Origin of the sequence: Pseudomonas sp. efr-133-TYG-5, assembly GCF_030209175.1 — a bacterium.
GTDB lineage: Bacteria > Pseudomonadota > Gammaproteobacteria > Pseudomonadales > Pseudomonadaceae > Aquipseudomonas.
Genome location: NZ_JARVSM010000002.1, coordinates 208,257 through 232,561 on the forward strand (window position 1 = coordinate 208,257; position 24,305 = coordinate 232,561).

Consider the following 24,305-nt stretch of genomic DNA (forward strand, 5'->3'; position numbering starts at 1 on the left):
CTAACAGCGGTGACGGGCGGATGGTCGAAATGGACAGCAATTTGCCGACGTTCAGCCGTAATTAAGATTGCAATTGTTATCATCACGACCTCTTCAGCCGGGATAAAAGCCACCTGCCATGTCCAACCTGACCGTTCGCGCCACCGCCAAGCGCCTGCCCGTGGGGCTTGCGGACGCTTTTTTCGACCGTGACGCACAGACCCTGGCCAAGGATCTGCTCGGCAAAGTGATTCGCCACCGGGTCGGCGATTTATGGCTGAGCGCACGAATCATCGAAACCGAAGCCTATTACTGCGCGGAAAAGGGCAGCCACGCCTCCCTCGGCTACACAGAAAAGCGTAAGGCTTTGTTTCTGGATGGCGGGCACATCTATATGTACTACGCCCGAGGCGGCGATTCGCTGAACTTCAGTGCCCAGGGCCCGGGCAACGCGGTGCTGATCAAATCCGCCTATCCGTGGGTCGACGAGATCAGTGGCCCGGCCAGCCTCGCGCAGATGCTGCTGAACAATCCCGATGCACAGGGTCGCCCGCGGCCGTCGCAGAAGCTCTGCGCCGGCCAGACCCTGCTGTGCAAGGCGCTGGGCCTGAAAGTGCCGGTGTGGGATGGCAAGCGCTTCGACCATGACCTGCTGCTGGTCGAGGACACCGGCACCGCGCCGGGCCAGATTATCCAGACCACCCGCCTGGGCATTCCCCTGGGCCGTGACGAACACCTGATGTACCGCTTCGTCGACGCGACTTATGCGCAATGGTGCACGCGGAACCCGCTGCGCCGGGGTCAGGTCGAAGGTCGCGATTATTTCCTGCTGTGAACCCAATCAATGAAATGGAGTTGTCTGTATGGGCCCATGGCTCGATAGCGTGACCGGCTGGCTGGCGGCCAATCCGCAGTGGCTGGCCGCCGCGGTGTTCATCGTGGCATTCGTCGAATGCCTGGCCATTGCCGGGCTGATTGTCCCCGGCACGGTCTTGCTGTTTGCCGTAGCGGTACTGGCCGGCAGCGGGGCGCTGTCGTTGAGCGAAACCCTGTTGCTGGGCTTCCTCGGCGGGATTCTCGGTGATGTGGTGTCCTACTTCCTCGGCCGCCACTTCCACCAGAACATCCGCCGTCTGCCGGGCCTGCGTCATCATCCGGAATGGATCAGCGGCGCGGAAAACTATTTCCAGCGCTATGGTATCGCCAGCCTGCTGGTCGGCCGCTTCATCGGGCCATTGCGGCCGATGCTGCCGATGGTCGCCGGCATGTTCGACATGCCCTTTCCGCGCTTCGCTGCTGTCAGCCTGCTGGCCGCCGCCGGCTGGAGCCTGGCCTACCTGCTGCCCGGCTGGGCCACTGGCGCGGCATTCCGCCTGCCATTGCCCGAAGGGTTCTGGACCGAGGCGGGCATCGTCGCCGGCAGCATCGCGGTGATGGTCGGCCTGAGCGCCACCAGCAGCCTGCGCCGCCACCGCCGGGCGACGCTGTGGATCAGCAGCATGAGCCTGGCGATCCTGATCGGCCTGTTCATCGGCTATCCCTACCTGACCGCCCTCGACCAGGGCGTGATGACCCTGGTGCAGGAACACCGCAGCCCATGGCTGGACGAAGTGGCCGTGGTCCTGACCCTGATCGGCGAATTCCGCAACATGCTGCTGTTCAGCGCCCTGCTGACGGCGCTGCTGTTGCTCTGCCGCCAGTGGCGCCAGGCGATCTTCGTCGGCGGCACCCTGCTCTGCACCGCCCTGGCCAACACCGGCACCAAGCTGTTTTTTGCCCGTGTGCGCCCGGAAGTGCTGACCGATCCGCTGACCAGCTACAGCATGCCCAGCGGCCACGCCTCAGGTTCGTTCGCGTTGTTCCTGGCCCTCGCCGTCCTCGCCGGACGCGGTCAACCACCGCGGATGCGCCTGACCTGGCTGTTGCTCGGCTGCCTGCCGGCCCTGTCGATTGCCCTGTCGCGGGTGTACCTGGGTGCGCACTGGCCGACCGACGTGATTGCCGGGACGATGCTGGCGTCCTGTGTCTGCGCTGCCGGCCTGTGGCTCAGCCAACGCCGCGCACCGCTGCAAGCCATGCCGCAGAAAGTCTGGTGGCTGGTACTGCCGGCATTGTTGGCGTTGTTCGGTTTCTTTGTATTGCGCCACTTGCCGCACACGCTGTTGCGCTACGCCTACTGACAGTCAGTCATTATCCTGCGCTCGCCAACTATCTCCATTGCTGGCGAGCGCCCTCTATAAAAAACAACTTGCGAACAAAACAACTTCTCTCGTATTAGTTCGTAATACCCGCAATAAAACTAATACCTTAAATATCTACTGACATATTCAGCCCAAACGCCCTCCTCCACTTGCAGAAACTCTGCTACGCCCCGCATTCCTGGCACACAAACTGCCAATGTGGAATATTGCAACCACCACTTGCATACTAAACATCACACATAAACAGACAAACAAAACCACCTGAAGCAGCGGCGGCTTCGTGGCACCTTGGGCAACAGTTTTGTCACTCGATGACAATCAATCCTTTTATATAAAGACTTTTGCCCTTGAATACCGCCACGAACAATCAGCGCAGACACTTTCCGCCAATACCGATAAAAATAACCGACCTCACGCCGCCCGTGCGTCCACGCGGCACACCCAGCCTGCGCGACGTCGACAAATTGTTCGGCCCATTGCAGATCGGCGAATTCACGGTCAGCCGTGAAGAACTTCACGCGCTCGGTGCAAACCTGAACGGCCAGGCGATCACGCCCGCGACGGTGTATTTCGCCGAAGCCGAGCAGACCTTCCTCGATGCCCTGGAATTCGACCCGGCCAAGGTCGCACAGCGAATCCGCGCCACCGATGCCGATTCGAGCCCACGGGTATCGAGCCTGCTCTACGAGATCGCCACCCAGCGCTCACCCGCCGCGCCGCCGCTGTTGCGCGAGATGGCGGACAGCGAATGGGCGCCAGCCATGAACCGCATCGGCCGCCTGCTCGACGCCACCCAACGCGTGGATATCCAGCACAGCCCGCTGCCCGGGCATCTGCCGAACTGGGTCGACCTGGCCAAGAGCCGCGGCATGACCAGCATGGGCGCCGGGCTGCAAGCCTACGGTTTGTACAGCGCCTACATGGGCACCCTCGACGCCCTGAAGAAGGGCGAGATCGGCGAGGCGCTGATCAATGTCGGCGGTGGCGTCACCGAAATCGGCTCGCTGGGCCTGGAGTACGCCCTGAGCCGTACCGGGGAAAAAATGATCCGCCACGGCGCGATGACCTTCGAACAGTTCGGCAAGACCACCATGGGCAAATGGCTGTGCCGCAGCGCCGGGCTGATCGCCAGTGCGCTGACCCTGCCCTTCGATATCTACATGGCCATCAAATCCTTCAGCGATGCCGCCAGCGCCACGGGCAAGACCGCCCAGGACCTGTACGTCAGCGGCGGCCTCAGCGTGTTCAGCGCCGGCCTGTCGCTGATGCTCGGCGCCGCCGCGTTGATGGGCTTCCAGGCGGCGGGCCCGGTGGGAATCGCCGCCGCCGCGATCCTGATTGTCGGCGCACGCATCTACAGCGCCGCGCGGGTGGTCGACGACATCGACGACTACATCGAACTGAGCGTCAACGAACGCTGGCGCGCCGGCTGGTTCGCCTTCACGGGCCAGGACCAGGACAAAGCGCTGATGCAGCGTTTCACCCTCGCCAAGACCTACAGCGATTACGCCAAGGCCCTGCAAACCAAGAGCAACGGCTGGCTCGACAATGAACTCAAGGACAGCATCGAGGCCGTGGTCAACGGCCGCTTCGAAGTGAAGCTGCAACCGACCCGGGTCTACAAGCATCAGTGGGATGAAGGCGCCGGCAAGCCAGCCTTCGCCATCGTCGACAGTCCGGTGATCGCGGAAACCGACGACAGCTACGATGCCCGGGACGGCCTGCCCGCCACCGACGACCACATTATCCGGCGCCCCACGGACCCGGCCAAAGGCGTGCTGTGGAAGCTCGGCGATGGCAACGACAGCGTCCTCGGCGTGCGCAACAAACCGAACCATTTTCACTATGCGGCCGGACAGAAACGCCTATACGGCGGCGACAAGGACGACACGTTCAGCTTTCAGGCCGCCTCCGCCGCACTGGCCGCGGCGCCAGAGCGGGTCAGCTACCTCGACGGCGGTGGCGGCGCGGACGTGCTGTGGCTGCAGGGCCGCCACGTTCATGAAGACCACGGCCCGCAGGCGCCGCGCTTCATCGGTTATGACATCGACCTGCAGAAACACCGGCTCGGCCTGCGTTCCGCCGATGCCAGCGTTGCGCCGGTGCTGCATTCCACGCTCGACGGCTTCGAAACGGTCGAGACACTGGCCGGCGCGGTCAATCGCGTCACCGGCTCGGATCAAGCCGACATCATTGCCGCCAATGGCGACGACCGGGTCGCGGCCGGTGCCGGTGACGACCAGGTCTCCGTGCGCGGCAGCCACGCCATCGTCGACGGCGGCAGCGGCGCCGATAGCTACTACGTCAGCCGCATGAGCCTCAAGGTGTCGATCAACGAGGACGGGGAAGCGCCGAGCAAAGTTCACCTGGGCGTGCCGCTCGAAGCCATCCAGCACTGGCGGATCCGCGATAACGCCCTGGTGATCGGCAGCCTGCGCGATGACCACCCGCAATCTCCGCGTCGCGAACTGGTGCTGGAGGGCGTGTACCAGACGCTCGACGGCAAGCGCTCATTGCGCAACGACAAATGGATGTTCATCACCGAGGACGGTTACCACCTGCAGCCAGACTGGCCGGCGCAAACGCCAGACCTGCGCGACCAGGCGCTGAATGCCGTGGTGATCGTCGCCGGCACCCGCCAGATCGCACCGGTTTTGCTCAACGACCGCCCGCAGATGGCTGCCGCCAATCAGCATTCGCGTTACTTCGTCTCCCGCGACAGCCACTACACGATCCTGCGCGCGGGCAGGCCCGGCAAGGCCAGTCGCAGCACCCTGTATGTCGACTTCGACAGCACGGAAATCGACGAGGTCAGGGCCATCTACACCGTCACCGCAGAGCAGCGTGGTGCGTACCGGGTCGTCAGTTATAAGGGGCCGCATTTCACCCTGACGTTTACCGGCGGCGGCAAACTGCTTTCCCTGCACGGCGGCATCAGCGAAAAACCCGGCAACAAGACCGACATGGGCGGCGGCATCCTCGCCGCGCCCTGGCAGATAGTCCACCCGTTCACTCTGGTGATGCGCGATGGCGTTTCCTACCATCTCGATCCGCCGCGCAACGACTGCCGCAAGGATGCGCAAAAGCCCGGTTATACGCTGAGTCAGAGCCGAAAGTCGCTGCGCAAGCGTGCCGGAAAATACCTCTTCGTCAGGCCCTCGGAAGAAAAGCGCAGCCTGAAGAAAACCGCCCAACGCATCGAGTTCCAGACCTCCGCACACCGGGCCATTTACTGGCTGGAAGGCCGATCGGCGTATTACGAGATATGGCTGGCGAGCAACATGGCCATCCGTCTTTCGACCGCGGTCGCCGACGCCAGCACCACGGGCTCGTCAACCTGGCGGTTCTACACCGCCACGCTGCAGGAACACATCGCCCGCGCACACTTGAGCATCGCCGGCAATCTGCTGCGCATCGGCAGCATTCACATCCACCTGCCGGACAGCAGCAATTCGCTGCTGCCTCTGGAAACCATCGATGTCGTGGTCTCGGCCGGGCATCACTATCGGATCAACCCATTGTTCGAGGTGGTCGGTCTGACCGCCGTCAATGCCCGGGCCTGCACCACCGTGGAGGGCGTCGTCACGCTGATCCGCCAGCACAAGACGCTGAATGAGCTGGAGGACGATCATATCCTCGTCCACAACATCCGGCTGGCGGACGCGCCCGGCGCAAGGATTGTCTACAACGCGGCCAGCGAACGCTGGAGCATCGACAGCGACCCATCACGCCCGATCAACCCCGAGCACCTGCTCATTGGCGAGCTTGCCGTGGTGCGTACCACGGCGGGGCTGGCCTGAGGCTTTTTATTCCGCACTTTCATACGTCAAGGAATGACACCATGCGCCCCAAACCACCTGCGACCCCCAACGTTCCCAGAATCGACCCGCCTGCACCGCCCACCCATCCCGGCCACCCGCGACCGGAGGGCGACGTACCGGTGATCCATCGACCGCCCGCCGGCACGACGACCCAACCGAGCCTTGTGCCGGATCAGGGCTCAACGCGCGGGCCCGAGGTCAGTGTCGATACACCGCGATTCGAGATTTCCGACCTGCCTTCCACCGTGCCGCAAAGCGGCACCGGACTGGACGCCTACCTGTTGAGCCAGGCCTTTTTGCGCAATATGCAGGCTGCCGACGCTGACGGTTTGCGCTTCGTCGTCGGGCGCCGGTTCGTCGATGTCGAAAACGTCGGCACCGTGTATGTGGAATTCGACACTGGCGCCCACGCCTACCGCGTGAAGGATCTCTACAACAAACTGCCACCGGGGCCGTTGCTGCTGAAGAACGCCGGGGCGTCGACCTGGCGCCTGCATCCCTCGGCCCAGGCGGAAAACCGGGCCGCACAGAAACGGCCGTCAGCCACGGATCTCCACGACGACTCAGCCGCGGCCGGCAAGCGCCCGACGATTGCGCCCGAGGAGGAATCGAACCGACAACCCTTGCTGGGAACCGTCTACCCGCTGACCACCTATGCCCGCAGTTACTTCCGCATGCGCCTGAACAGCCCGGCCGATTCCGACGCCAGCCCCCGCTACCTCTATGGCTACGAAAATGACGGCGGGCGGGTGTTTCTCGATGCACCGCCGGCGGCGTTTGCCAGCGGGCCGAACCATGCCACGACGTGGGACGACCTGAAGTATTACGCCGCTGCCAGGCCCGGTCCGGACAGCCAGGGCTACTACCGAATCGCGATCAACCGGAGTGCGGACAGCCCGGCACCGGAGATCGTCTACGGCTTTCGCGACCACAACGACTTCCTGATCAAGGTCGACCCACCCGTCGCCGGTCTCGACGCCCGCCCTGCCCACCTCGCCGGCTGGAGCGATCACGAAATCTGGCAGTTCTATCGCATCCACGGCGCGGACATCCCGCGCTTTCGCACCGACGCCGACGCGACGGGCAGCCGCCCGCAGTGGGCCAGACCGTTGCAGACCGGCAACCCGCGCAAGGACCTGCTCAACGAAGGCCTGCGCTGGCTCTACCCACAGATGAGCCGCCAGCAACGCGCCGCGCACCTGCGCACGTACAACCTGTCACCCGCGCAACACGCGACGTTACGCCAGGATTTGATCGACAACCCGCGCGCCATGCCGCAGTGGGCCGAGCAGCACAGGTTGCGTTCGCAGAACGGCAACGACCCGACGCGCTTCGACCCGCTGCTGCAGGAAATCGAACCGCTGTTGCTGCCGCTGCGCAACGGCACACGCACGCTGCGGGGCCTGCACGGCCTCGACAAGTCCGTCACGCGCGAATTCCTCGACGCCTTCGTCGCCCGCCTGGGCTATTTGCGCAACAGCTCCAACTGCCTGTACCGCACGGATATTCCTGCCCTGTTCCGGGCCGACGAGCGCACGCTGTTCGAGTTCGTCAACGACAGCCGGATGCTGCCACGCATGACCCACGCCAGAGGAGGCACCAGCGAGAAGCCGATCAGTGTCACGGTCGGCCTGAACCTGGTCTGGACCTACGCCGGCAAAGGCACGCGCGCCCCCGACCCGGAACACCTGCGCTACAACAATCAGAAGAACAAGTACCCGGGCAAACGACCGGGCGAACCGGACAACGACTCCGGCGAGTCGGATAACGAATGGTCTGATACGTCCGATGTGGAACTGGACGCCGAGCGCAACTACGAGACCATTCGCCACGAGCAGAAGATCAACTTCATCTACGTCATCGATACCCGCAACCTGGAGGTGGTGTTGCGCGAAGAGAACATCCTGCTCAACGGCAGCGCGGAAAAGCACGGTGCCAGTTTTCCCGACGATGAGAACGAAGCGCTGATCTCGGCCTCCCGCCGCGGCATCGACGCCGAACGCCTCTGGCTGCTCGATTCCACCCTCAGCCGCGCGGCGAAAATCGAAGACGTCGCCGAGCAGGCCAGTTACTCGACCCGCCGGGAAATCGAAGAGCAGACCCATCGCGGTGACTACAACGAGTCGCGCTATGACGCCTTGATCGACGCAGCAGCCAAGGCCGGCAAACCGATTCTGCCGATGCCCAAGGGGCTCGACACTTTCGGCAGCGATATCGTCTGGCCGGAGTGAGCGGCTGGAGTGCGACGATGGCCATGGGCGCGCCGTCGGGCTGAATAATCCGGCTGATCGTCAGGCGAACAATTCACCCTGCAATTCGTCGAGCAGCGCCTGGATCGCATCCAGACGCTGTTGCGGGTCGTCGAGTTGCAGCAGGTCGATCTTGTCCTCTTCGGCGAACGGCAACAGGTAGGCCAGTTGATTGGCCAGTGACTGTTGCCCGAGCGCTTCGGTGCCCATGTCCAGCGCCTCGACCATCGGGTGCTCGGCGAGGGCCTTGAGCAGCGCCACCAGGTCAGCGTCTTCGTCCTGCAGCGGTTGCTCGGGCTCGTCGTCGAGCCAGTCGACGTCGGCGACGATCAACTGGTCGCGCTGCACTTGCGTGCGCAGCACATGGAAACGACGCCCGCCCTGCACGCGAATGCCCAGCAGGCCGTTGTCCTGCTGCTGGAAATCGGTGATCCGCGCTTCGCATCCGACCAGGGCAAAACCCTGTGGCGCGGCGCCGACTTCGCTGCCTTCAAGGATGCACACCACGCCAAACCCGCCGCCCTGTTTCATGCAGCGGCCGATCATGTCCAGGTAGCGCGCCTCGAAGATCTGCAAATCCAGGTTGCAGCCGGGAAACAGCACCGTGTTCAGCGGAAAAAGCGGCAGACTCATAGACATTTCCTTACACCACCATCGACACCGCCAACGGCAGGAACACCGCCGTGGCCACGCCCATCAGACTCATCGCCAGCGCCGCGAAAGCGCCGCACTCATCACTTTCCTGCAACGCCACCGAGGTGCCCACCGCGTGTGCCGTCATGCCCAGCGCCATGCCGCGCGCCTCGGGACTGTGCACACCGAGGCGGGTCAGCAGCGTCGGGCCGAAGATCGCGCCGATCACCCCGGTAATCAATACAAACACCGCAGCCAGCGCCGCCACGCCACCGATCTGCTCGGCCACCAGCATGGCGATCGGCGAGGTCACCGACTTCGGCGCCATGGTCATCAGGATCATGTGATCGGCGCCAAACCACCAGCCCAGCGCCACGCCCATGCCGGTAGCGACCACCCCGCCTATCACCAGCGTAGTAAAAATCGGCCAGAACAATTGGCGAATGCGCCGCAGGTTCAGATACAGCGGCACCGCCAGCGCCACCGTCGCCGGCCCCAGCAGGATGCTGAGGATTTCCGTGCTCTTGCGGTACTCGCCGTAGGTCAGGCCGCAGCTGAGGAGCACACCGATCACCAGCAGCATGGAGACCAGCACCGGTTGCAGGAAGATCCAGCGGGTTTTCTCGAACGCCGCCAGCACCAATTGATAGGCGCCCAGGGTGATGCCGATGCCGAACAACGGATGGTGGATTACCGAGGCCAGGGCACCTTGCCAGTCAAACAGCATCAGGAGTCCTCCGAACGAGGCGCATGGCGCTTGACCATGCGTTGCATCAACACGCCAGCGAACGCCATCGACAGGATCAGCGACAACACCAGCGCACCGACGATCGCCCAGAAATCCGCGGCAATCGCCGTGGCATACACCATCACGCCCACTGCCGGCGGCACCAGCAGCAACGGCAGATAACGCAGCAGACTGCCGGCGGCGAGGTTCAGCGGCTCCCCGACTTCACCGCGCAGGATGAGGAACACCAGCAACAGCAGAAGGCCGATGATCGGCCCCGGCAGCACCGGCAACAGCAAATGATTGAGGGCCGTGCCGAGCAATTGAAACAGCACCAGCATGGTCAGGCCACGTAGCAACATCCGACATCTCCGTCTTACTTGCCCACCTGCAAGTCGCCCGCATTATAAGCACGCCTGCGCTATGGATCGGCATTCGCCAAAAGCATGGTCGGTTGACCGGAGCAAATCGCCATGATGATCTACAGTGGTTCGCAGGGCGGTCCAATCCCCCACCTGAAAAACTATAAAACCGATGAACCCAAGGAGAGTCTCAATGCCCTATGTTCCCGTTGCAGAGCTCAAAGATTATGTCGGCAAGGAACTCGGACGTTCCGAATGGCTCACCATCGATCAGGAGCGCATCAACCTGTTCGCCGAAGCCACCGGGGATTTCCAGTTCATCCACGTCGACCCGGTCAAAGCCGCGCAAACGCCATTTGGCAGCACCATTGCCCACGGTTTCCTGTCGCTGTCGCTGATCCCGAAACTGATGGAGGACATCCTGGTTCTGCCACAGGGCGTGAAGATGGTGGTCAACTACGGCCTGGACAGTGTGCGTTTCATCCAGCCGGTCAAGGTCAATTCGAAAGTCCGACTCAAGGTCGACCTGGGCGAAGTGACCGAGAAAAAACCCGGCCAGTGGCTGCTCAAGGCCACCGCGACGCTTGAGATAGAAGGCTCGGACAAACCGGCCTACATCGCCGAGCCGCTGTCGCTCTGCTTCGTCTAAGCGTTCCGGATGCGAAGCAGCGCACGCTGTTTCGCGTCACCTCTCTATATATGCGACACATAGCTGCGGCATACTCGGTCGCCTAATTGCCCGGATCCCGCTATGCGCTCACTTGCTCCTCTTGCACCCCTTGCCCTGACCCTGTTGCTTGCCGCTTGCGGCGATGGCGAATCGCTGTTGCCCCCGGATGCGCGCCTGCCCGACGGCGGCCGCTATCGTGGCGAACTGGTCAACGGCTTGCTGCAAGGCCAGGGCCGCGTCGACTACCCCAACGGCAGCTGGTATGCCGGGCAGTTCGACAAGGGCCAGTGGCATGGCCAGGGCGAGTGGCACGGCAGCAACGGCGAGGTCTATCGCGGCCAGTTCCAGCAAGGCCTGTTCGACGGCCAGGGCACCCTGACGACCAACGCCGGCAGCTACACGGGGGGCTTCAAGCTCGGGCGACGCGACGGCGAAGGGACGCTGAAAGAGAACGCCATGACCTACCGTGGCGAGTTCAAGGCCGACCAGTATTCCGGGCTCGGTCGCCTCGAGCTGGACGACGGCAGCTCCTACCAGGGCCAGTTCGCCCACGGCAAACCCAACGGCGAAGGCCAGCGCGGCGACGCCAGCGGCAACCAGTTCAGCGGCCACTTCGTCAACGGCCAGCTGGAAGGCAATGGCACCTTCACCAGTGCCGACGGCGATATCTACGTCGGCGGCTTCAAGAACAATCAGCTGCATGGCAAGGGGCGCTACGAAAACGCCGACGGTGACGTCTGGCTCGGCCAGTTCAAGGAAGGCGCGCTGACCGGCAAGGGCGAACTGATCGGCGCCGACGGCAGTCACTACATCGGCAATTTCAGTGACTGGCGCTTCAGTGGCCAGGGCCGCTTGAACCTCGCCGACGGCAGTTTCTACATCGGCCAGTTCGACAGCGACAGCTACGCCGGGCGCGGCACCCTGGTGCTGACTGACGGCACCGTCCTCAGCGGCACCTGGATCAACGGCCAGCGCGTGCGCGATGCCGACGGCAAGCTGCTGCCCGACACCCTCGAGCTCGGCCTGCTGGCCCAGGGCCGATTGCTCGACGACGCACTGGCCGCGGTCCCGGCCTCGACCCCGGCGGTCGAGCTGTACACCCTGACCCTCGGCGGCGACGGCAAGCAAAGCGTGTTCCTGCGTGAATCCGACTACGTTGCCAACATGCTCGCCAGCCGTTTTGGCGCTTACGGCCAGATCCGCCTGGTCAATCACCGCGATCACCTCGGCGACCGGCCGATGGCCACTCGCGAGAACCTGCGCCGCGCCGCCCAGACCCTGGCCGAACGCAGCGGCCCGGAAGACCTGCTGTTCATTTACCTGACCAGCCACGGCACCGCCGAACACGAACTGGTGCTCGACCAGCCGCGCATGGAACTGGCCGACCTGCCTGCCGACGAACTCGCTGCCGTGCTCGCGCCGCTGAAGAACCGTGACAAGGTGATCGTGATTTCCTCGTGCTATTCCGGCGGTTTCATTCCGGCGCTCAAGGACGAACGCACGCTGATCATGACCGCCTCGCGGGCCGACCGGGTGTCCTTCGGCTGTTCGGAAGAAGCCAATTTCACTTACTTCGGCGACGCTCTGTTCGCCCAGGCGCTGAACCAGACCGACGATCTCGAGCAGGCCTTCAAGCTGGCCAAGGCCACCGTCGCCGAGCGCGAACTGGCGGACAATTTCGAAGCCTCGGAGCCGCAGATCTGGGCGCCGAAAACCGTGCTTGCGCACTGGCAACTGCTGCGCAAGCAGCAGGCGAGAAAAGCTTTGCAAAGTGCTGCGTTGAACGACGGAGCGACAAAGAGCAACTAAGCTGAACAGTATCAAGGGAGAGACACAATGTACTTGACGCCTCAGCACGTATTGCTTGCCGGAGCTACCGGTTTGACCGGTGAACACCTACTCGACCGTTTGCTCAACGAGCCGACGATTACCCGTGTCCTTGCCCCTTCACGCCGGCCACTGGCCGAGCATCCGCACCTGGAAAACCCGGTCGGCGATCCCCAGGCATTCCTGCCGCAACTCTCCGGGCGCGTCGATATCGCCTACTGCTGCCTCGGCACCACCATCAAGCAGGCGGGCTCGGAGCAGGCGTTTCGCGCGGTGGATCTGGACATGGTCGTGGCCTTCGCCAAACGCGCACGGGAAATGGGCGCGCGGCATCTGATCGTGATCAGTGCACTCGGCGCCGATCCGCAATCGTCGATTTTCTACAACCGGGTCAAGGGCGAGATGGAACAGGCACTGCGCGCCCAGGACTGGCCGCAGCTGACCATTTGCCGGCCGTCGCTGCTGCTCGGTGATCGCGCCGAACCGCGCCTTGGCGAGCAACTGGCGGCACCCTTCTCCAAGCTGATTCCCGGCAAATACCGCGGCATCGAAGCCTGTCAGCTGGCCCGCGCCATGTGGCGTCTGGCCCTGGAAGAACAGGATGGCGTGCGCATTGTCGAGTCCGACGAATTGCGCAAGCTGGGCAAGTAGTTTTGTGGTGTCTGGGCTGGCCTCTTCGCGGGCAAGCCCGCTCCCACATCAGTCTTCAGCGAACACGGATTCAGCGCACGACTCAATCCCTGTGGCAGCGTGGCTTGCCCGCGAATGGAGTGCGCGGCGCTCCCCTACAATCCACCAGTCGCCTGAAAACTCACGCCAATCACGGTCAGCACAGACAACGGCAACAGCAGCGTATCGAGCAAGGCGCTGGCCGGCAGGTCCACCCCCGGATAACTCGGCGCCTCGGCGCCAAAGCGATCCTTCGCGCAGCAGCCGCCATCCATTGCATACAGGTCCAGGCGCGTTCCGGAATACACCACCGGCGCGCCCGGTTTGGCCGCATCCAGCGTGCGCACAGTGGCGCACCCGGCCAGTTGCAGCGCCATCAGCATGACCAGCAGCTTATTCATCGCTGCTCAAATGATGTTCGCCCCAGCGCGGCAGCATGTCCTGAGGAATGCCCAGCAGGTTGAGAATCCGCGCCACGACGAAATCGATCAGGTCATCGATGGTCTGTGGCTGGTGATAGAAACCCGGCGAGGCCGGCAGGATGGTCACGCCCATGTTCGACAGCTTGAGCATGTGCTCCAGGTGAATGCTCGAATACGGCGCCTCGCGCGGCACCAGAATCAACTGCCGACGTTCCTTCAGGGTGACGTCCGCCGCGCGCTCGATCAGATTGTTGCAGGCCCCGGTAGCAATCGCCGACAGCGTGCCGGTGGAGCACGGCACCACGACCATCGCCGCCGGCGCACCGGAACCGGAAGCCACCGGCGACATCCAGTCTTCCTTGCCGTACACACGAATCTGCCCGGCAGTGGCGCCGGTGTATTCGGTGAGGAACGCCTGCATCATCTGCGGCTTGGCCGGCAGCGACACGTCAGTCTCGGTGGCCATCACCAATTGCGCAGCCTTGGAAATCAGGAAGTGCACCTCGCGATCTTCCCGCACCAGGCAATCGAGCAGGCGCAAACCGTACTGCGCGCCGGACGCGCCGGTCATCGCCAGCGTGATGCGCTCCGGACCGCCGTCCCGGGAAAGAGTGTTCATTGCAGCGCCTCGGCAAGTTTGCCGTGCAGGCCGCCGAAGCCGCCGTTGCTCATGATCACCACGTGGGTGCCGGGCTGAGCCTGGCTCTTCACGCGTTCGATGATGCCTTCCAGCGAATCGCTGACGATCGACGGCACCGTGCACAACGCCGCCGTGCCCGCCAGGTCCCAACCGAGGTTGGCCGGGGCGTACCAGATCACCTGGTCGGCATCGACCACGCTGTCCGGCAGGCCGTCGCGGTGGGCGCCGAGTTTCATCGAGTTGGAGCGCGGCTCGATGATCGCGATCAGCGGCGCATCGCCGATGCGCTTGCGCAAGCCGTCAAGCGTGGTGGCAATGGCGGTCGGGTGGTGGGCGAAATCGTCGTAGATGGTGATGCCGCGCACTTCGGCGACTTTCTCCATGCGGCGCTTGACGCTCTTGAACGCACTCAACCCGGCGATTGCCATGGCTGGCACGACGCCAACATGCCGCGCCGCAGCCAGTGTGGCCAGGGCATTGGCGACGTTGTGCTGACCGGTCAGCTCCCACTCGACCACACCCTGGGACACGCCCTCGAACATCACTTCGAACGCCGAGCCGTCATCTTTCAGCAGCTTGACCTGCCACTGCCCACCGGCACCGGTGGTTTGCACCGGGGTCCAGCAGCCCATCTCGATCACGCGCTGCAAGGCCGGCTCGGTGGTCGGATGAATCACCAGGCCTTCGCTCGGAATGATGCGTACCAAATGATGGAATTGCCGCTCGATCGCCGGCAGATCCGGAAAGATGTCCGCATGATCGAACTCAAGGTTGTTGAGGATCGCGGTGCGCGGACGGTAGTGGACGAATTTCGAACGCTTGTCGAAGAACGCGCTGTCGTACTCGTCGGCCTCGATCACGAAGAACGGCGTGTCGCCCAGGCGCGCCGACACCGAGAAGTTCTGCGGCACGCCGCCGATCAGGAAGCCCGGGCTCATGCCGGCGTGCTCCAGCACCCAGGCGAGCATGCTGCTGGTGGTGGTCTTGCCGTGCGTACCGGCGACCGCCAGGACCCAGCGACCTTGCAGCACGTGGTCGGCCAGCCACTGCGGGCCGGAAACGTACGGCAGGCCTTTGTTCAGCACATATTCCACCGCCGGGTTGCCGCGCGACATGGCGTTGCCGATCACCACCAGATCCGGTGCCGGATCGAGCTGCGCCGGATCGTAGCCCTGCGTCAGCGCAATGCCCTGCGCTTCCAGCTGAGTGCTCATCGGCGGATAGACGTTAGCGTCGGAGCCGGTCACGTGATGGCCCAGCTCTTTGGCCAACACCGCCATCGAGCCCATGAAAGTCCCGCAGATACCCAGAATATGAATGTGCATAGTCGACCTCGTAAAACATGGCCGCAGGTTAGCGTAGGGAGGGGGAAATCGCACTCTTTAGCTGATCATCCGACATGATCGTTGCCACGCTCTGCGTGGGAATGCAGCACAGCACGTTCTGCACCGACAAGCGGACGCCGAGCATCCCGGGAAGCGTTCCCACGCCGAGCATGGGAACCATCAGGAGGGGGATTCAGGCGGTTCGGGCGATCCCGTGCTTGCGCAACTTTCTGTACAGCGTATTGCGGCTGACGCCCAGTTGCTGCGCCGCGTGGGTCATGTGCCAGCGGGTTTGCTCCAGCGCCTCGAGCAGAGCCGAACGCTCGGCGTCTTCCAGCGGATGAGCGGATTCCTTGATCGCTGATACGGCCGGCCGCCCCTGCCGAATCATCGCCGGCAAATCCTCCACCCCGATCCGCCCTTCATCACACAACGCCGCCAACGTACGCAGGACATTGCGCAACTGCCGCACATTGCCCGGCCAGTCGAACGTCAGCAACGCCTGGCGCGCCGACTCGTCGATCAGCAGCGTTTCATCGCCCGCCTCCTCGGCCAGCAGGAAATCCAGCAACTGCGCTTTATCACTGCGCTCGCGCAACGCCGGCAACGCCACTTCCAGCCCGTTGAGCCGGTAGTACAGATCCTCGCGGAAGCTGCCGTCGGCAACCCGTCCCAGCAGATTGCGGTGAGTCGCGCTGATGATCCGCACATTCACCGCTTCCGGCTCGCCGCCGATCGGCACCACTTGCCGATCTTCCAGCACCCGCAGCAGACGCGTCTGCAACGCCAGCGGCATGTCGCCGATTTCATCGAGAAACAACGTGCCGCCATCGGCCTGCTGCAACTTGCCACGCATGCCGTCCTTGCGCGCGCCGGTGAAGCTGCCGCCGCGATAGCCGAACAGCTCGCTCTCGATCAGGCTCTCGGGGATGGCCGCACAGTTGAGCGCGACGAACGCCCTGCCCGACCGCTGACTGGCCTGATGCACCGCTTTGGCGAAGGCTTCCTTGCCGGAGCCGGTTTCCCCATTGATCAACAGCGGTACGTCGCGTTCGAACACGCGCAGGGCTTTGCGGAAGTCGGCTTGCAACGCCGCATCGCCGAGACAGATACCCGCCAAGCGCGGCGCCTCGGGGACAACCGGCGCCGGCATGCTCGGCAGCGGCTTGCGCGACTCGCCCCGCAACACGGCAAACAGATGCCGGCCATCGCGCGTGCGCAACGGCCAACTGGCGCTGGCATTGGCACTCGCCCGGCCAAGCAGCTCGTCCAGCGAGCAATCGAAAAACGCCTCCACCGGCTTGCCCAGCAAACCGCCGCGAATGTGTCCGAGCAGGTTCAGCGCGCTCTGGTTCACCGCACTGATCCGCCCCTCGCCATCGAACGCCAGCAAGCCTTCGCTGAACAGTCCGACGGACTCGGCCTGCAGATGGAAACGCAGCAACCATTGGTTATCGAAACAGCGCAGGAAGTAGCAGCTCTCAATCATCTTCGCCGACAGATTGACCAGCGCCATGGTGTGGAACTGGCTCTGGCGCGAGACATCCGGCCGTGCCGAGGACACATCGAGCACCGCCAGCAGTTCGCCGTGCGGGTCGAACACCGGGCTCGCCGAGCAGGTCAGGCCGGTGTGGCGGCCGCGAAAGTGTTCGTCCTGATGAATGGTCAGCGCCTGGCGTTCCACCAGGCACGTGCCGATACCGTTGGTGCCCTCGCAGGCTTCACTCCAGTCGGCGCCGAGCCACAGGCCGGCACGTTCGAAGATCCTGCGCTCGGCGGGCGCGGTGACGCAGTTGAGGATCACCCCACGCGCGTCGGTCAGCAGCACCGCATGACCGGCGCCGGACAGTTGTTGATGCAGGCTGCTCATTTCATTGCCGGCGATCTGCAACACCTGTTGCAGGCGCTCGCGGCTTTCGAGGACGCGCCCGTGTTCGAGCACGGTGGGCGCCATGCTCAGCGCAGGATCGAGGTGATAGTCCTCAAGGCAGCGCAGCCACGAGCGGGCAATCGAAGGATCGGCTCCGGGCCCATGCAGGTGTGGCTTGCCCTGAGTGACGGTGAGCACCTGTCGGGCATGGCGACTCAAATGGTTGTCGTGCATTTCTTATTATTCTCCCCGAAAGGTCGACGCAACCTCGCGCAGGCTGCTTCTGCACAGGGTTTCTGTTGGCTGAGCATCCTCCAGGCCGGCCGGCATTGCAATGCTGGCAAGACCGGCCGGTCACCGGCTGTGCCAATAACGGTACAAACTGTCACGTCCTCTGTACCGAAACCCTCACAGATGCCGCCCGCCTGTCCGAGACAAACCGCGCAAGGCCTTGATTTGCCTGACCTGCAAGGCAGTGGCCCGACCTTTGCTCTACGCTTATAGCAAGCGCACTTGCGCGTTTCTCTAATAAGTACAAAGCCAAGGAGAACATCATCATGCGTTACGCTCACCCCGGTACTGAAGGCGCCAAGGTCTCGTTCAAGAGCAAGTACGGTAACTACATCGGCGGCGAGTTCGTCGCGCCTGTCAAAGGTCAGTACTTCACCAATACCTCGCCAGTCAATGGCCAGCCAATTGCCGAATTCCCCCGTTCCACTGCCGAAGACATCGACAAGGCACTGGACGCCGCCCACGCCGCCGCCGACGCGTGGGGCGCGACCTCCGTGCAGGCGCGTTCACTGATCCTGCTGAAAATCGCCGACCGCATCGAACAGAACCTCGAACTGCTGGCGATCACCGAAACCTGGGACAACGGCAAGGCCATCCGCGAAACCCTCAACGCCGACATCCCGCTGGCCGCCGACCATTTCCGCTACTTCGCCGGGTGCCTGCGCGCCCAGGAAGGCAGCGCTGCCGAAATCGACGGCAACACCGTGGCTTATCACATTCATGAACCGCTGGGCGTGGTCGGGCAGATCATCCCGTGGAACTTCCCGTTGCTGATGGCCGCGTGGAAACTCGCCCCGGCACTGGCCGCCGGCAACTGCGTGGTGCTCAAACCTGCCGAACAGACGCCACTGGGCATCTGTGTGCTGATGGAGCTGATCGGCGACCTGCTGCCGCCAGGTGTGCTCAACGTGGTGCAAGGCTTCGGCAAAGAGGCCGGTGAGGCGCTGGCCACCAGCAAGCGCATCGCCAAGATTGCCTTCACCGGCTCGACCCCGGTCGGCTCGCACATCATGAAATGCGCCGCCGAGAACATCATTCCATCCACCGTCGAACTGGGCGGCAAGTCGCCGAACATCTTCTTCGAAGACATCATGCAGGCCGAGCCGACCTTCATCGAAAAAGCCGCTGAAGGCCTGGTGCTGGCGTTCTTCAACCAGGGCGAAGTGTGCACCTGCCCGTCCCGGGCGCTGGTCCAGGAGTCGATCTATCCGCAGTTCATGGAAGCGGTGATGAAGAAAGTCAGCCAGATCAAGCGCGGCGATCCGCTGGACACCGAGACCATGGTCGGCGCGCAGGCGTCCGAGCAGCAATTCGACAAGATCCTGTCGTACCTGGAAATCGCCAAGGGCGAAGGCGCCGAACTGCTGACCGGCGGCAAGGTGGAAAAACTCGAGGGCAACCTGGCAACCGGCTATTACATCCAGCCGACCCTGCTCAAGGGCACCAACAAGATGCGCGTGTTCCAGGAAGAAATCTTTGGCCCGGTGGTGAGCATCACCACCTTCAAGGACGAAGCCGAAGCCTTGGCGATTGCCAACGACACCGAGTTCGGCCTCGGTGCCGGCCTCTGGACCCGCGACATCAACCGCGCCTACCGCGTGGGTCGGGCGATCAAGGCCGGCCGCGTATGGACCAACTGCTACCACCTGTACCCGGCGCACGCCGCGTTCGGCGGCTACAAGAAGTCCGGCGTCGGCCGTGAAACCCACAAAATGATGCTCGATCACTATCAGCAGACGAAAAACCTGCTGGTCAGCTACGACATCAATCCGCTGGGCTTCTTCTAAAACCCGGGGCAACACAGATGATTCTGTGTTGCCCTTCAAATAGCCATCGCTGGCAAGCCCGCTCCCACAGGGTTGGGGGTGAAATCAGATTTTGAGTTCAACCCGAATCACTGTGGGAGCTGGCTTGCCAGCGAAGGCGTCCTGACTGACACGACACCAAAGGCCTGGCCGCTCTGGCACGGGCCTTGCGTATCCGTCATTCAGGTTTTGCACGAAAACTGCCGCTGCGTGAACAGCCCCCATTCACCTCAACCACTGCACCCGCAAGTCCAACAGATCGAACAATAAAAAAGACAGCGAGGACTTATGACTTCCACCACACAGCTCAAACCCACACTCGGCACCCTGCACCTGTGGGGCATTGCCGTCGGCCTGGTGATTTCCGGCGAATACTTCGGCTGGAGTTACGGCTGGGGCACTGCCGGCACCCTGGGTTTCCTGGTCACGGCACTGATGGTCGCGACCATGTACACGTGCTTTATCTTCAGTTTCACCGAACTGACCACCGCAATTCCCCACGCCGGCGGGCCGTTTGCCTACAGCCGGCGCGCATTCGGCGAAAAAGGCGGACTGATTGCCGGCATCGCCACGCTGATCGAATTCGTCTTCGCCCCGCCGGCCATCGCCATGGCCATCGGCGCCTACCTCAACGTGCAGTATCCGGAGCTGGATCCGAAGGTCGCCGCCGTCGGCGCATATTTCGTGTTCATGACCCTGAACATCCTCGGCGTCAGCATCGCCGCGACCTTCGAACTGGTGGTCACCGTGCTGGCGGTCGCCGAACTGCTGGTGTTCATGGGCGTGGTCGCGCCGGGCTTCAGCTTCAGCAATTTCGTGCTCAACGGCTGGTCGGGTGCCAACGAGTTCAGCCTGGGCTCGATTCCCGGGATCTTTGCCGCGATTCCCTTTGCGATCTGGTTCTTCCTCGCCATCGAAGGCGCTGCCATGGCGGCCGAGGAAGCCAAGGACCCGAAACGCACGATTCCCAAGGCGTACGTCAGCGGCATCCTGACCCTGGTGTTCCTCGCCATCGGCGTGATGGTGATGGCCGGCGGCGTCGGCGACTGGCGGCAGCTGTCGAACATCAACGATCCGCTGCCGCAGGCGATGAAAGCCGTGGTCGGCAACAATTCGTCGTGGATGCACATGCTGGTGTGGATCGGCCTGTTCGGCCTGGTGGCAAGTTTCCACGGCATCATTCTCGGCTACTCACGGCAGTTCTTCGCTCTGGCCCGCGCCGGTTACCTGCCGAAGAGCCTGGCCAAGCTGTCGCGCTTCCAGACGCCGCACCGGGCGATCCTGGCCGGTGGCGTGATCGGCATCGCGGCGATCTACAGCGATGGCCTGGTCAACCTGCAAGGCATGACCCTGACCGCCGCGATGATCACCATGTCGGTGTTTGGCGCGATCGTCATGTACATCATCAGCATGCTCAGTCTGTTCAAGCTGCGCAAAACCGAACCGAACCTGGAACGCACCTTCCGTGCCCCGGGCTATCCAGTGGTGCCGGCGATTGCGCTGTTCCTGGCGCTGGTGTGCCTGGTGGCGATGGCCTGGTTCAACACCTTGATCGGTTGTGTGTTCCTCGGTTTCATGGCCGCTGGTTATCTGTACTTCCAGCTGACCGCCAAGCAACGCTCCGAGGCCCCGACAGACGCTATGCTCGAAGGTATCTAGTTGCACCGGCAGCGGGCCGAATGCCCGGTGCCCGCTATATAGAAGTGCATGAAGATCCCCTGTGGAGGCGAGCAGGCTCGTCCCCACAGAGGCTCATCTGCGGCACAACAGCAAATTGCAGTAAATGACTGGAGAACACCGCCCCATGGCCGCATTTGCCCATTCCGTCGGCGCCCAGACCTACCGTTTCGACAGCCTCAAGGAGGTCATGGCCAAGGCCAGCCCGGCGCGCTCCGGGGACTTTCTGGCCGGGGTCGCCGCGCTCAACGACGGCGAACGCGTCGCCGCGCAGATGGCGCTGGCCGACATCCCGCTCACGCATTTCCTGCAGGAAGCGCTGATCCCCTACGAAGCCGATGAAGTCACCCGGCTGATCATCGATAGCCATGACCAACAGGCCTTCGCCGTGGTCAGCCACCTGACCGTCGGCGGTTTCCGCGACTGGCTGCTCAGCGACGCCGCCGATGAAACCAGCCTGCGCGCCCTCGCCCCTGGCCTGACCCCGGAAATGGTCGCTGCCGTGTCGAAGATCATGCGCGTGCAGGACCTGGTGCTGGTGGCGCAGAAAATCCGTGTGGTGACGAAATTTCGCGGCACCCTCGGCCTGCGCGGACGCCTGTCGACCCGCCTGCAGCCGAACCACCCCACCGACGAACCGGCGGGTATCGCCGCGAGCATTCTCGACGGCCTTCTGTACGGCAACGGCGACGCGATGATCGGCATCAACCCGGCCACCGACAGCATCGCCTCGATCTGCGCAATGCTGGAAATGCTCGACGCGATCATCCAGCGCTACGACATCCCGACCCAGGCCTGCGTGCTGACCCACGTCACCACGTCGATCGAAGCGATCAACCGTGGCGTGCCGCTGGACCTGGTGTTCCAATCGATTGCCGGCACCGAAGCGGCGAACGCCAGTTTCGGCATCAACCTGAACATTCTCCAGGAAGGCTACGACGCCGGCCTGAGCCTCAACCGCGGCACCCTTGGGCAGAACCTGATGTATTTCGAGACCGGTCAGGGCAGCGCGCTGTCGGCCAACGCCCACCACGGCGTCGACCAGCAGACCTGCGAGACCCGGGCCTATGCCGTGGCGCGGCATTTCAAGCCGTTTCTGGTGAACACCGTCGTCGGCTTCATCGGTCCGGAGTACCTCTACAACGGCAAACAGATCATCCGCGCCGGCCTCGAGGACCACTTCTGCGGCAAGCTGCTCGGCGTGCCGATGGGCTGCGACATCTGTTACACCAACCACGCCGAAGCCGACCAGGACGACATGGACACCCTGCTGACCCTGCTCGGGGTCGCCGGGATCAACTTCATCATGGGCATCCCCGGTTCCGACGACATCATGCTCAATTACCAGACCACCTCGTTCCACGACGCGCTCTACGCGCGCCAGACCCTGGGCCTGAAACCGGCGCCGGAATTCGAGCAATGGCTGGCGAACATGGGCATCTTCACCCAGGCGGACGGCAAGATCCGCTTCGGCAACAACCTGCCGCCGGCCTTCCGCCAGGCCCTGGCGCAACTGGGATGAGTCGCATGGAAAAACCCCCTGTCGATCCACAGAACCCATGGCTGCAGCTGCGCCGCCTGACCCCGGCGCGGATCGCCCTCGGCCGTACCGGCACCAGTCTGCCAACCAGCGCCCAGCTGGATTTCCAGTTCGCTCACGCGCAGGCGCGAGATGCGGTGCATCTGCCGTTCGACCATGCCGGGCTCAGCGCGCAATTGAGCGAACGCGGGCGCGAGACTTTGTTGCTGCATAGCGCGGCGACCGATCGCAACAGCTATCTGCAACGCCCGGATCTGGGTCGCAAGCTCAGCGACGCCTCGGCGCAGACCCTGCGTGACTACGCTGCGGCGCACCCCGGCGGGGTCGACCTGGCGATTGTGGTGGCTGACGGTCTGTCGGCGCTGGCGGTGCATCGGCATACCCTGCCGTTTCTGACCCGCCTGGAGGAGCAGATGAGCGCCGACGGCTGGTCGCTTGCCCCGGTGGTGCTGGTGGAACAGGGTCGAGTTGCTATCGGTGACGAGATCGGTCAGTTGCTGGGTGCAAAAATGGTCGTGATGCTGATTGGCGAGCGTCCGGGCCTCAGTTCCCCGGACAGCCTCGGTTTATATTTCACCTACAATCCCAAGGTCGGGCTGACCGATGCCTTCCGCAACTGCATCTCCAACGTCCGGCTCGAGGGCCTGAGCTACGGCATGGCGGCCCATCGCTTGCTGTATCTGATGCGCGAAGCCTGTCGACGCCAGCTGTCGGGGGTCAATCTGAAGGACGAGGCGCAGGTGCAGACGCTGGAGTCGGCGGACGGCGCCGATATGAAAGGCAATTTCCTGCTCGATCCGCCCCCTGCCTGAACCGTTTCCGCATTGCCTTTGAGCGCCGGTTTGAGGCAGGATCGACGCACGGCCGCAGGGTTTCCCATCGCCGTCAGAGCAGTTGAAGACAGCCACTTGAAGACGAGACCTATCATGCGGATTATTCAAGCGACCCTCGAACACCTGGATTTGTTGACCCCGTTGTTCGTCAAATATCGCGAGTTCTACGGTTCCCTGCCTTATCCCGATTCGTCCCGCGCCTTTCTGGAAAAACGCCTGCGACGCAAGGAATCGGTGATCTACCTGGCCCTGGCCGATGACGACGACAAGAAACTCATGGGTTTCTGCCAGCTCTATCCGAGCTTCTCCTCGCTGTCGCTCAAGCGCGTGTGGATTCTCAACGACATTTACGTCGCCGAAGACGCTCGCCGCCAACTGGTCGCCGACCACCTGATCCGCACCGCGAAGAAAATGGCCAAGGAAACCCAGGCCGTGCGCATGCGTGTGTCCACCAGCAGCAACAATGAGGTGGCCCAGAAAACCTACGAGTCCATCGGCTTCAAGGAAGACACCGAGTTCAAGAACTACGTGCTGCCGATCAGCGACGAGCTCTGACCCCAGCAGCTCGCAGCCGCCGGCAGTGCCTGCGCAAATGCAGGCGCTGCCGAGACTCGGGCCGCGTTCGGACAATCTTCCGGTCTTTCATCAAGCCGAACGCCTGCCTGACATTTGTTCACACCCCGACATCCCCCGCTACAAAACCAACGCGCTTTTCACCTCTCAGACCGTATAATCCCGAGCTTTCCGACTTGTAAGAAAAACTA

General features: G+C 63.2%; 19 protein-coding genes. 12 read left to right on the forward strand and 7 right to left on the reverse strand.

The annotated features are described in order from the left end of the window. The first annotated feature begins 118 nt into the window (after positions 1–118). From QRN70_RS13175 to QRN70_RS13190, 4 genes are all read left to right on the forward strand, one after another. Positions 119–814: a DNA-3-methyladenine glycosylase gene (locus QRN70_RS13175; protein WP_285418400.1), complete on the forward strand. Its 696-nt coding sequence runs from the start codon at positions 119–121 to the stop codon at positions 812–814. A 28-nt stretch (positions 815–842) separates the two neighbouring features. Further along, positions 843–2,159, forward strand: coding sequence for a bifunctional DedA family/phosphatase PAP2 family protein (locus QRN70_RS13180; protein WP_285418402.1), 1,317 nt, complete (start codon positions 843–845; stop codon positions 2,157–2,159). A gap of 443 nt (positions 2,160–2,602) precedes the next feature. Next, positions 2,603–5,980 carry a calcium-binding protein gene (locus QRN70_RS13185; protein WP_285418404.1) on the forward strand — a complete coding sequence of 1,126 codons (3,378 nt, stop codon included), beginning with the start codon at positions 2,603–2,605 and terminating at the stop codon, positions 5,978–5,980. Between the two features lie 41 nt (positions 5,981–6,021). Continuing rightward, entirely contained in the window at positions 6,022–8,232 is a 2,211-nt protein-coding gene (locus tag QRN70_RS13190; protein ID WP_285418406.1) for a hypothetical protein, read from the forward strand. Positions 8,233–8,292: 60 nt separating this feature from the next. On the opposite strand, the gene QRN70_RS13195 is transcribed toward QRN70_RS13190, so the two are convergent. Genes QRN70_RS13195 through QRN70_RS13205 form a run of 3 tightly spaced genes read right to left on the reverse strand, consistent with a single transcriptional unit; the run spans position 8,293 to position 9,972 of the window. Beyond that, a complete protein-coding gene (locus tag QRN70_RS13195) occupies positions 8,293–8,883 on the reverse strand; it encodes an LON peptidase substrate-binding domain-containing protein (RefSeq protein ID WP_285418408.1) in 591 nt (196 codons plus the stop codon). 10 nt (positions 8,884–8,893) lie between these two features. After that, positions 8,894–9,610 (reverse strand): LrgB family protein, encoded by a 717-nt coding sequence (locus QRN70_RS13200; protein ID WP_285418410.1) that lies wholly within the window; start codon positions 9,608–9,610, stop codon positions 8,894–8,896. Then, positions 9,610–9,972, reverse strand: coding sequence for a CidA/LrgA family protein (locus QRN70_RS13205; protein WP_285418412.1), 363 nt, complete (start codon positions 9,970–9,972; stop codon positions 9,610–9,612). Before QRN70_RS13205 ends, QRN70_RS13200 begins: the two co-directional genes overlap by 1 nt. 193 nt (positions 9,973–10,165) lie before the next feature. On the opposite strand from QRN70_RS13205, the gene QRN70_RS13210 reads away from it, so the two are divergent. The 3 genes from QRN70_RS13210 to QRN70_RS13220 all read left to right on the forward strand — a co-directional run bounded on the left by QRN70_RS13210 (position 10,166) and on the right by QRN70_RS13220 (position 13,120). Then, complete coding sequence (locus QRN70_RS13210; protein WP_285418414.1) at positions 10,166–10,621, forward strand: MaoC family dehydratase; 456 nt, start codon at positions 10,166–10,168, stop codon at positions 10,619–10,621. Positions 10,622–10,723: 102 nt separating this feature from the next. Next, the gene (locus tag QRN70_RS13215) at positions 10,724–12,451 is read left to right on the forward strand and encodes a C13 family peptidase (RefSeq protein WP_285418416.1); all 1,728 of its coding nucleotides are present in this window, start codon (positions 10,724–10,726) and stop codon (positions 12,449–12,451) included. Between the two features lie 27 nt (positions 12,452–12,478). Continuing rightward, positions 12,479–13,120, forward strand: a complete 642-nt coding sequence (locus tag QRN70_RS13220; protein ID WP_285418418.1) for an oxidoreductase — start codon at positions 12,479–12,481, stop codon at positions 13,118–13,120. Positions 13,121–13,254: 134 nt separating this feature from the next. Here QRN70_RS13220 and QRN70_RS13225 read toward each other — a convergent pair whose 3' ends face one another. The 4 genes from QRN70_RS13225 to QRN70_RS13240 form a co-directional block, all read right to left on the reverse strand. Then, positions 13,255–13,539 carry a YceK/YidQ family lipoprotein gene (locus QRN70_RS13225; RefSeq protein ID WP_285418420.1) on the reverse strand — a complete coding sequence of 95 codons (285 nt, stop codon included), beginning with the start codon at positions 13,537–13,539 and terminating at the stop codon, positions 13,255–13,257. Then, the gene (gene ubiX / locus QRN70_RS13230; protein ID WP_285418422.1) at positions 13,532–14,179 is read right to left on the reverse strand and encodes a flavin prenyltransferase UbiX; all 648 of its coding nucleotides are present in this window, start codon (positions 14,177–14,179) and stop codon (positions 13,532–13,534) included. The genes QRN70_RS13225 and ubiX overlap by 8 nt, the downstream gene beginning before the upstream one ends. Continuing rightward, positions 14,176–15,525, reverse strand: coding sequence for a UDP-N-acetylmuramate:L-alanyl-gamma-D-glutamyl-meso-diaminopimelate ligase (gene mpl, locus QRN70_RS13235; RefSeq protein ID WP_285418424.1), 1,350 nt, complete (start codon positions 15,523–15,525; stop codon positions 14,176–14,178). The genes ubiX and mpl overlap by 4 nt, the downstream gene beginning before the upstream one ends. Positions 15,526–15,718: 193 nt before the next feature. Continuing rightward, positions 15,719–17,629, reverse strand: a complete 1,911-nt coding sequence (locus tag QRN70_RS13240) for a sigma-54-dependent Fis family transcriptional regulator (RefSeq protein ID WP_285418427.1) — start codon at positions 17,627–17,629, stop codon at positions 15,719–15,721. 323 nt (positions 17,630–17,952) lie between these two features. Between QRN70_RS13240 and exaC the strand changes: the two genes are divergently transcribed. From exaC to QRN70_RS13265, 5 genes are all read left to right on the forward strand, one after another. Then, positions 17,953–19,473: an acetaldehyde dehydrogenase ExaC gene (gene exaC / locus QRN70_RS13245; protein ID WP_285418429.1), complete on the forward strand. Its 1,521-nt coding sequence runs from the start codon at positions 17,953–17,955 to the stop codon at positions 19,471–19,473. A 306-nt stretch (positions 19,474–19,779) separates the two neighbouring features. Continuing rightward, complete coding sequence (gene eat, locus QRN70_RS13250) at positions 19,780–21,150, forward strand: ethanolamine permease (RefSeq protein WP_285418431.1); 1,371 nt, start codon at positions 19,780–19,782, stop codon at positions 21,148–21,150. 145 nt (positions 21,151–21,295) lie between these two features. Then, on the forward strand, positions 21,296–22,690 hold the full coding sequence (locus tag QRN70_RS13255; RefSeq protein WP_285418433.1) for an ethanolamine ammonia-lyase subunit EutB: 1,395 nt from the start codon (positions 21,296–21,298) through the stop codon (positions 22,688–22,690). A gap of 5 nt (positions 22,691–22,695) precedes the next feature. Next, on the forward strand, positions 22,696–23,520 hold the full coding sequence (eutC, locus tag QRN70_RS13260) for an ethanolamine ammonia-lyase subunit EutC (RefSeq protein WP_285418435.1): 825 nt from the start codon (positions 22,696–22,698) through the stop codon (positions 23,518–23,520). A gap of 114 nt (positions 23,521–23,634) precedes the next feature. Next, positions 23,635–24,096 carry a GNAT family N-acetyltransferase gene (locus QRN70_RS13265; protein WP_285418437.1) on the forward strand — a complete coding sequence of 154 codons (462 nt, stop codon included), beginning with the start codon at positions 23,635–23,637 and terminating at the stop codon, positions 24,094–24,096. Positions 24,097–24,305 lie beyond the last annotated feature (209 nt).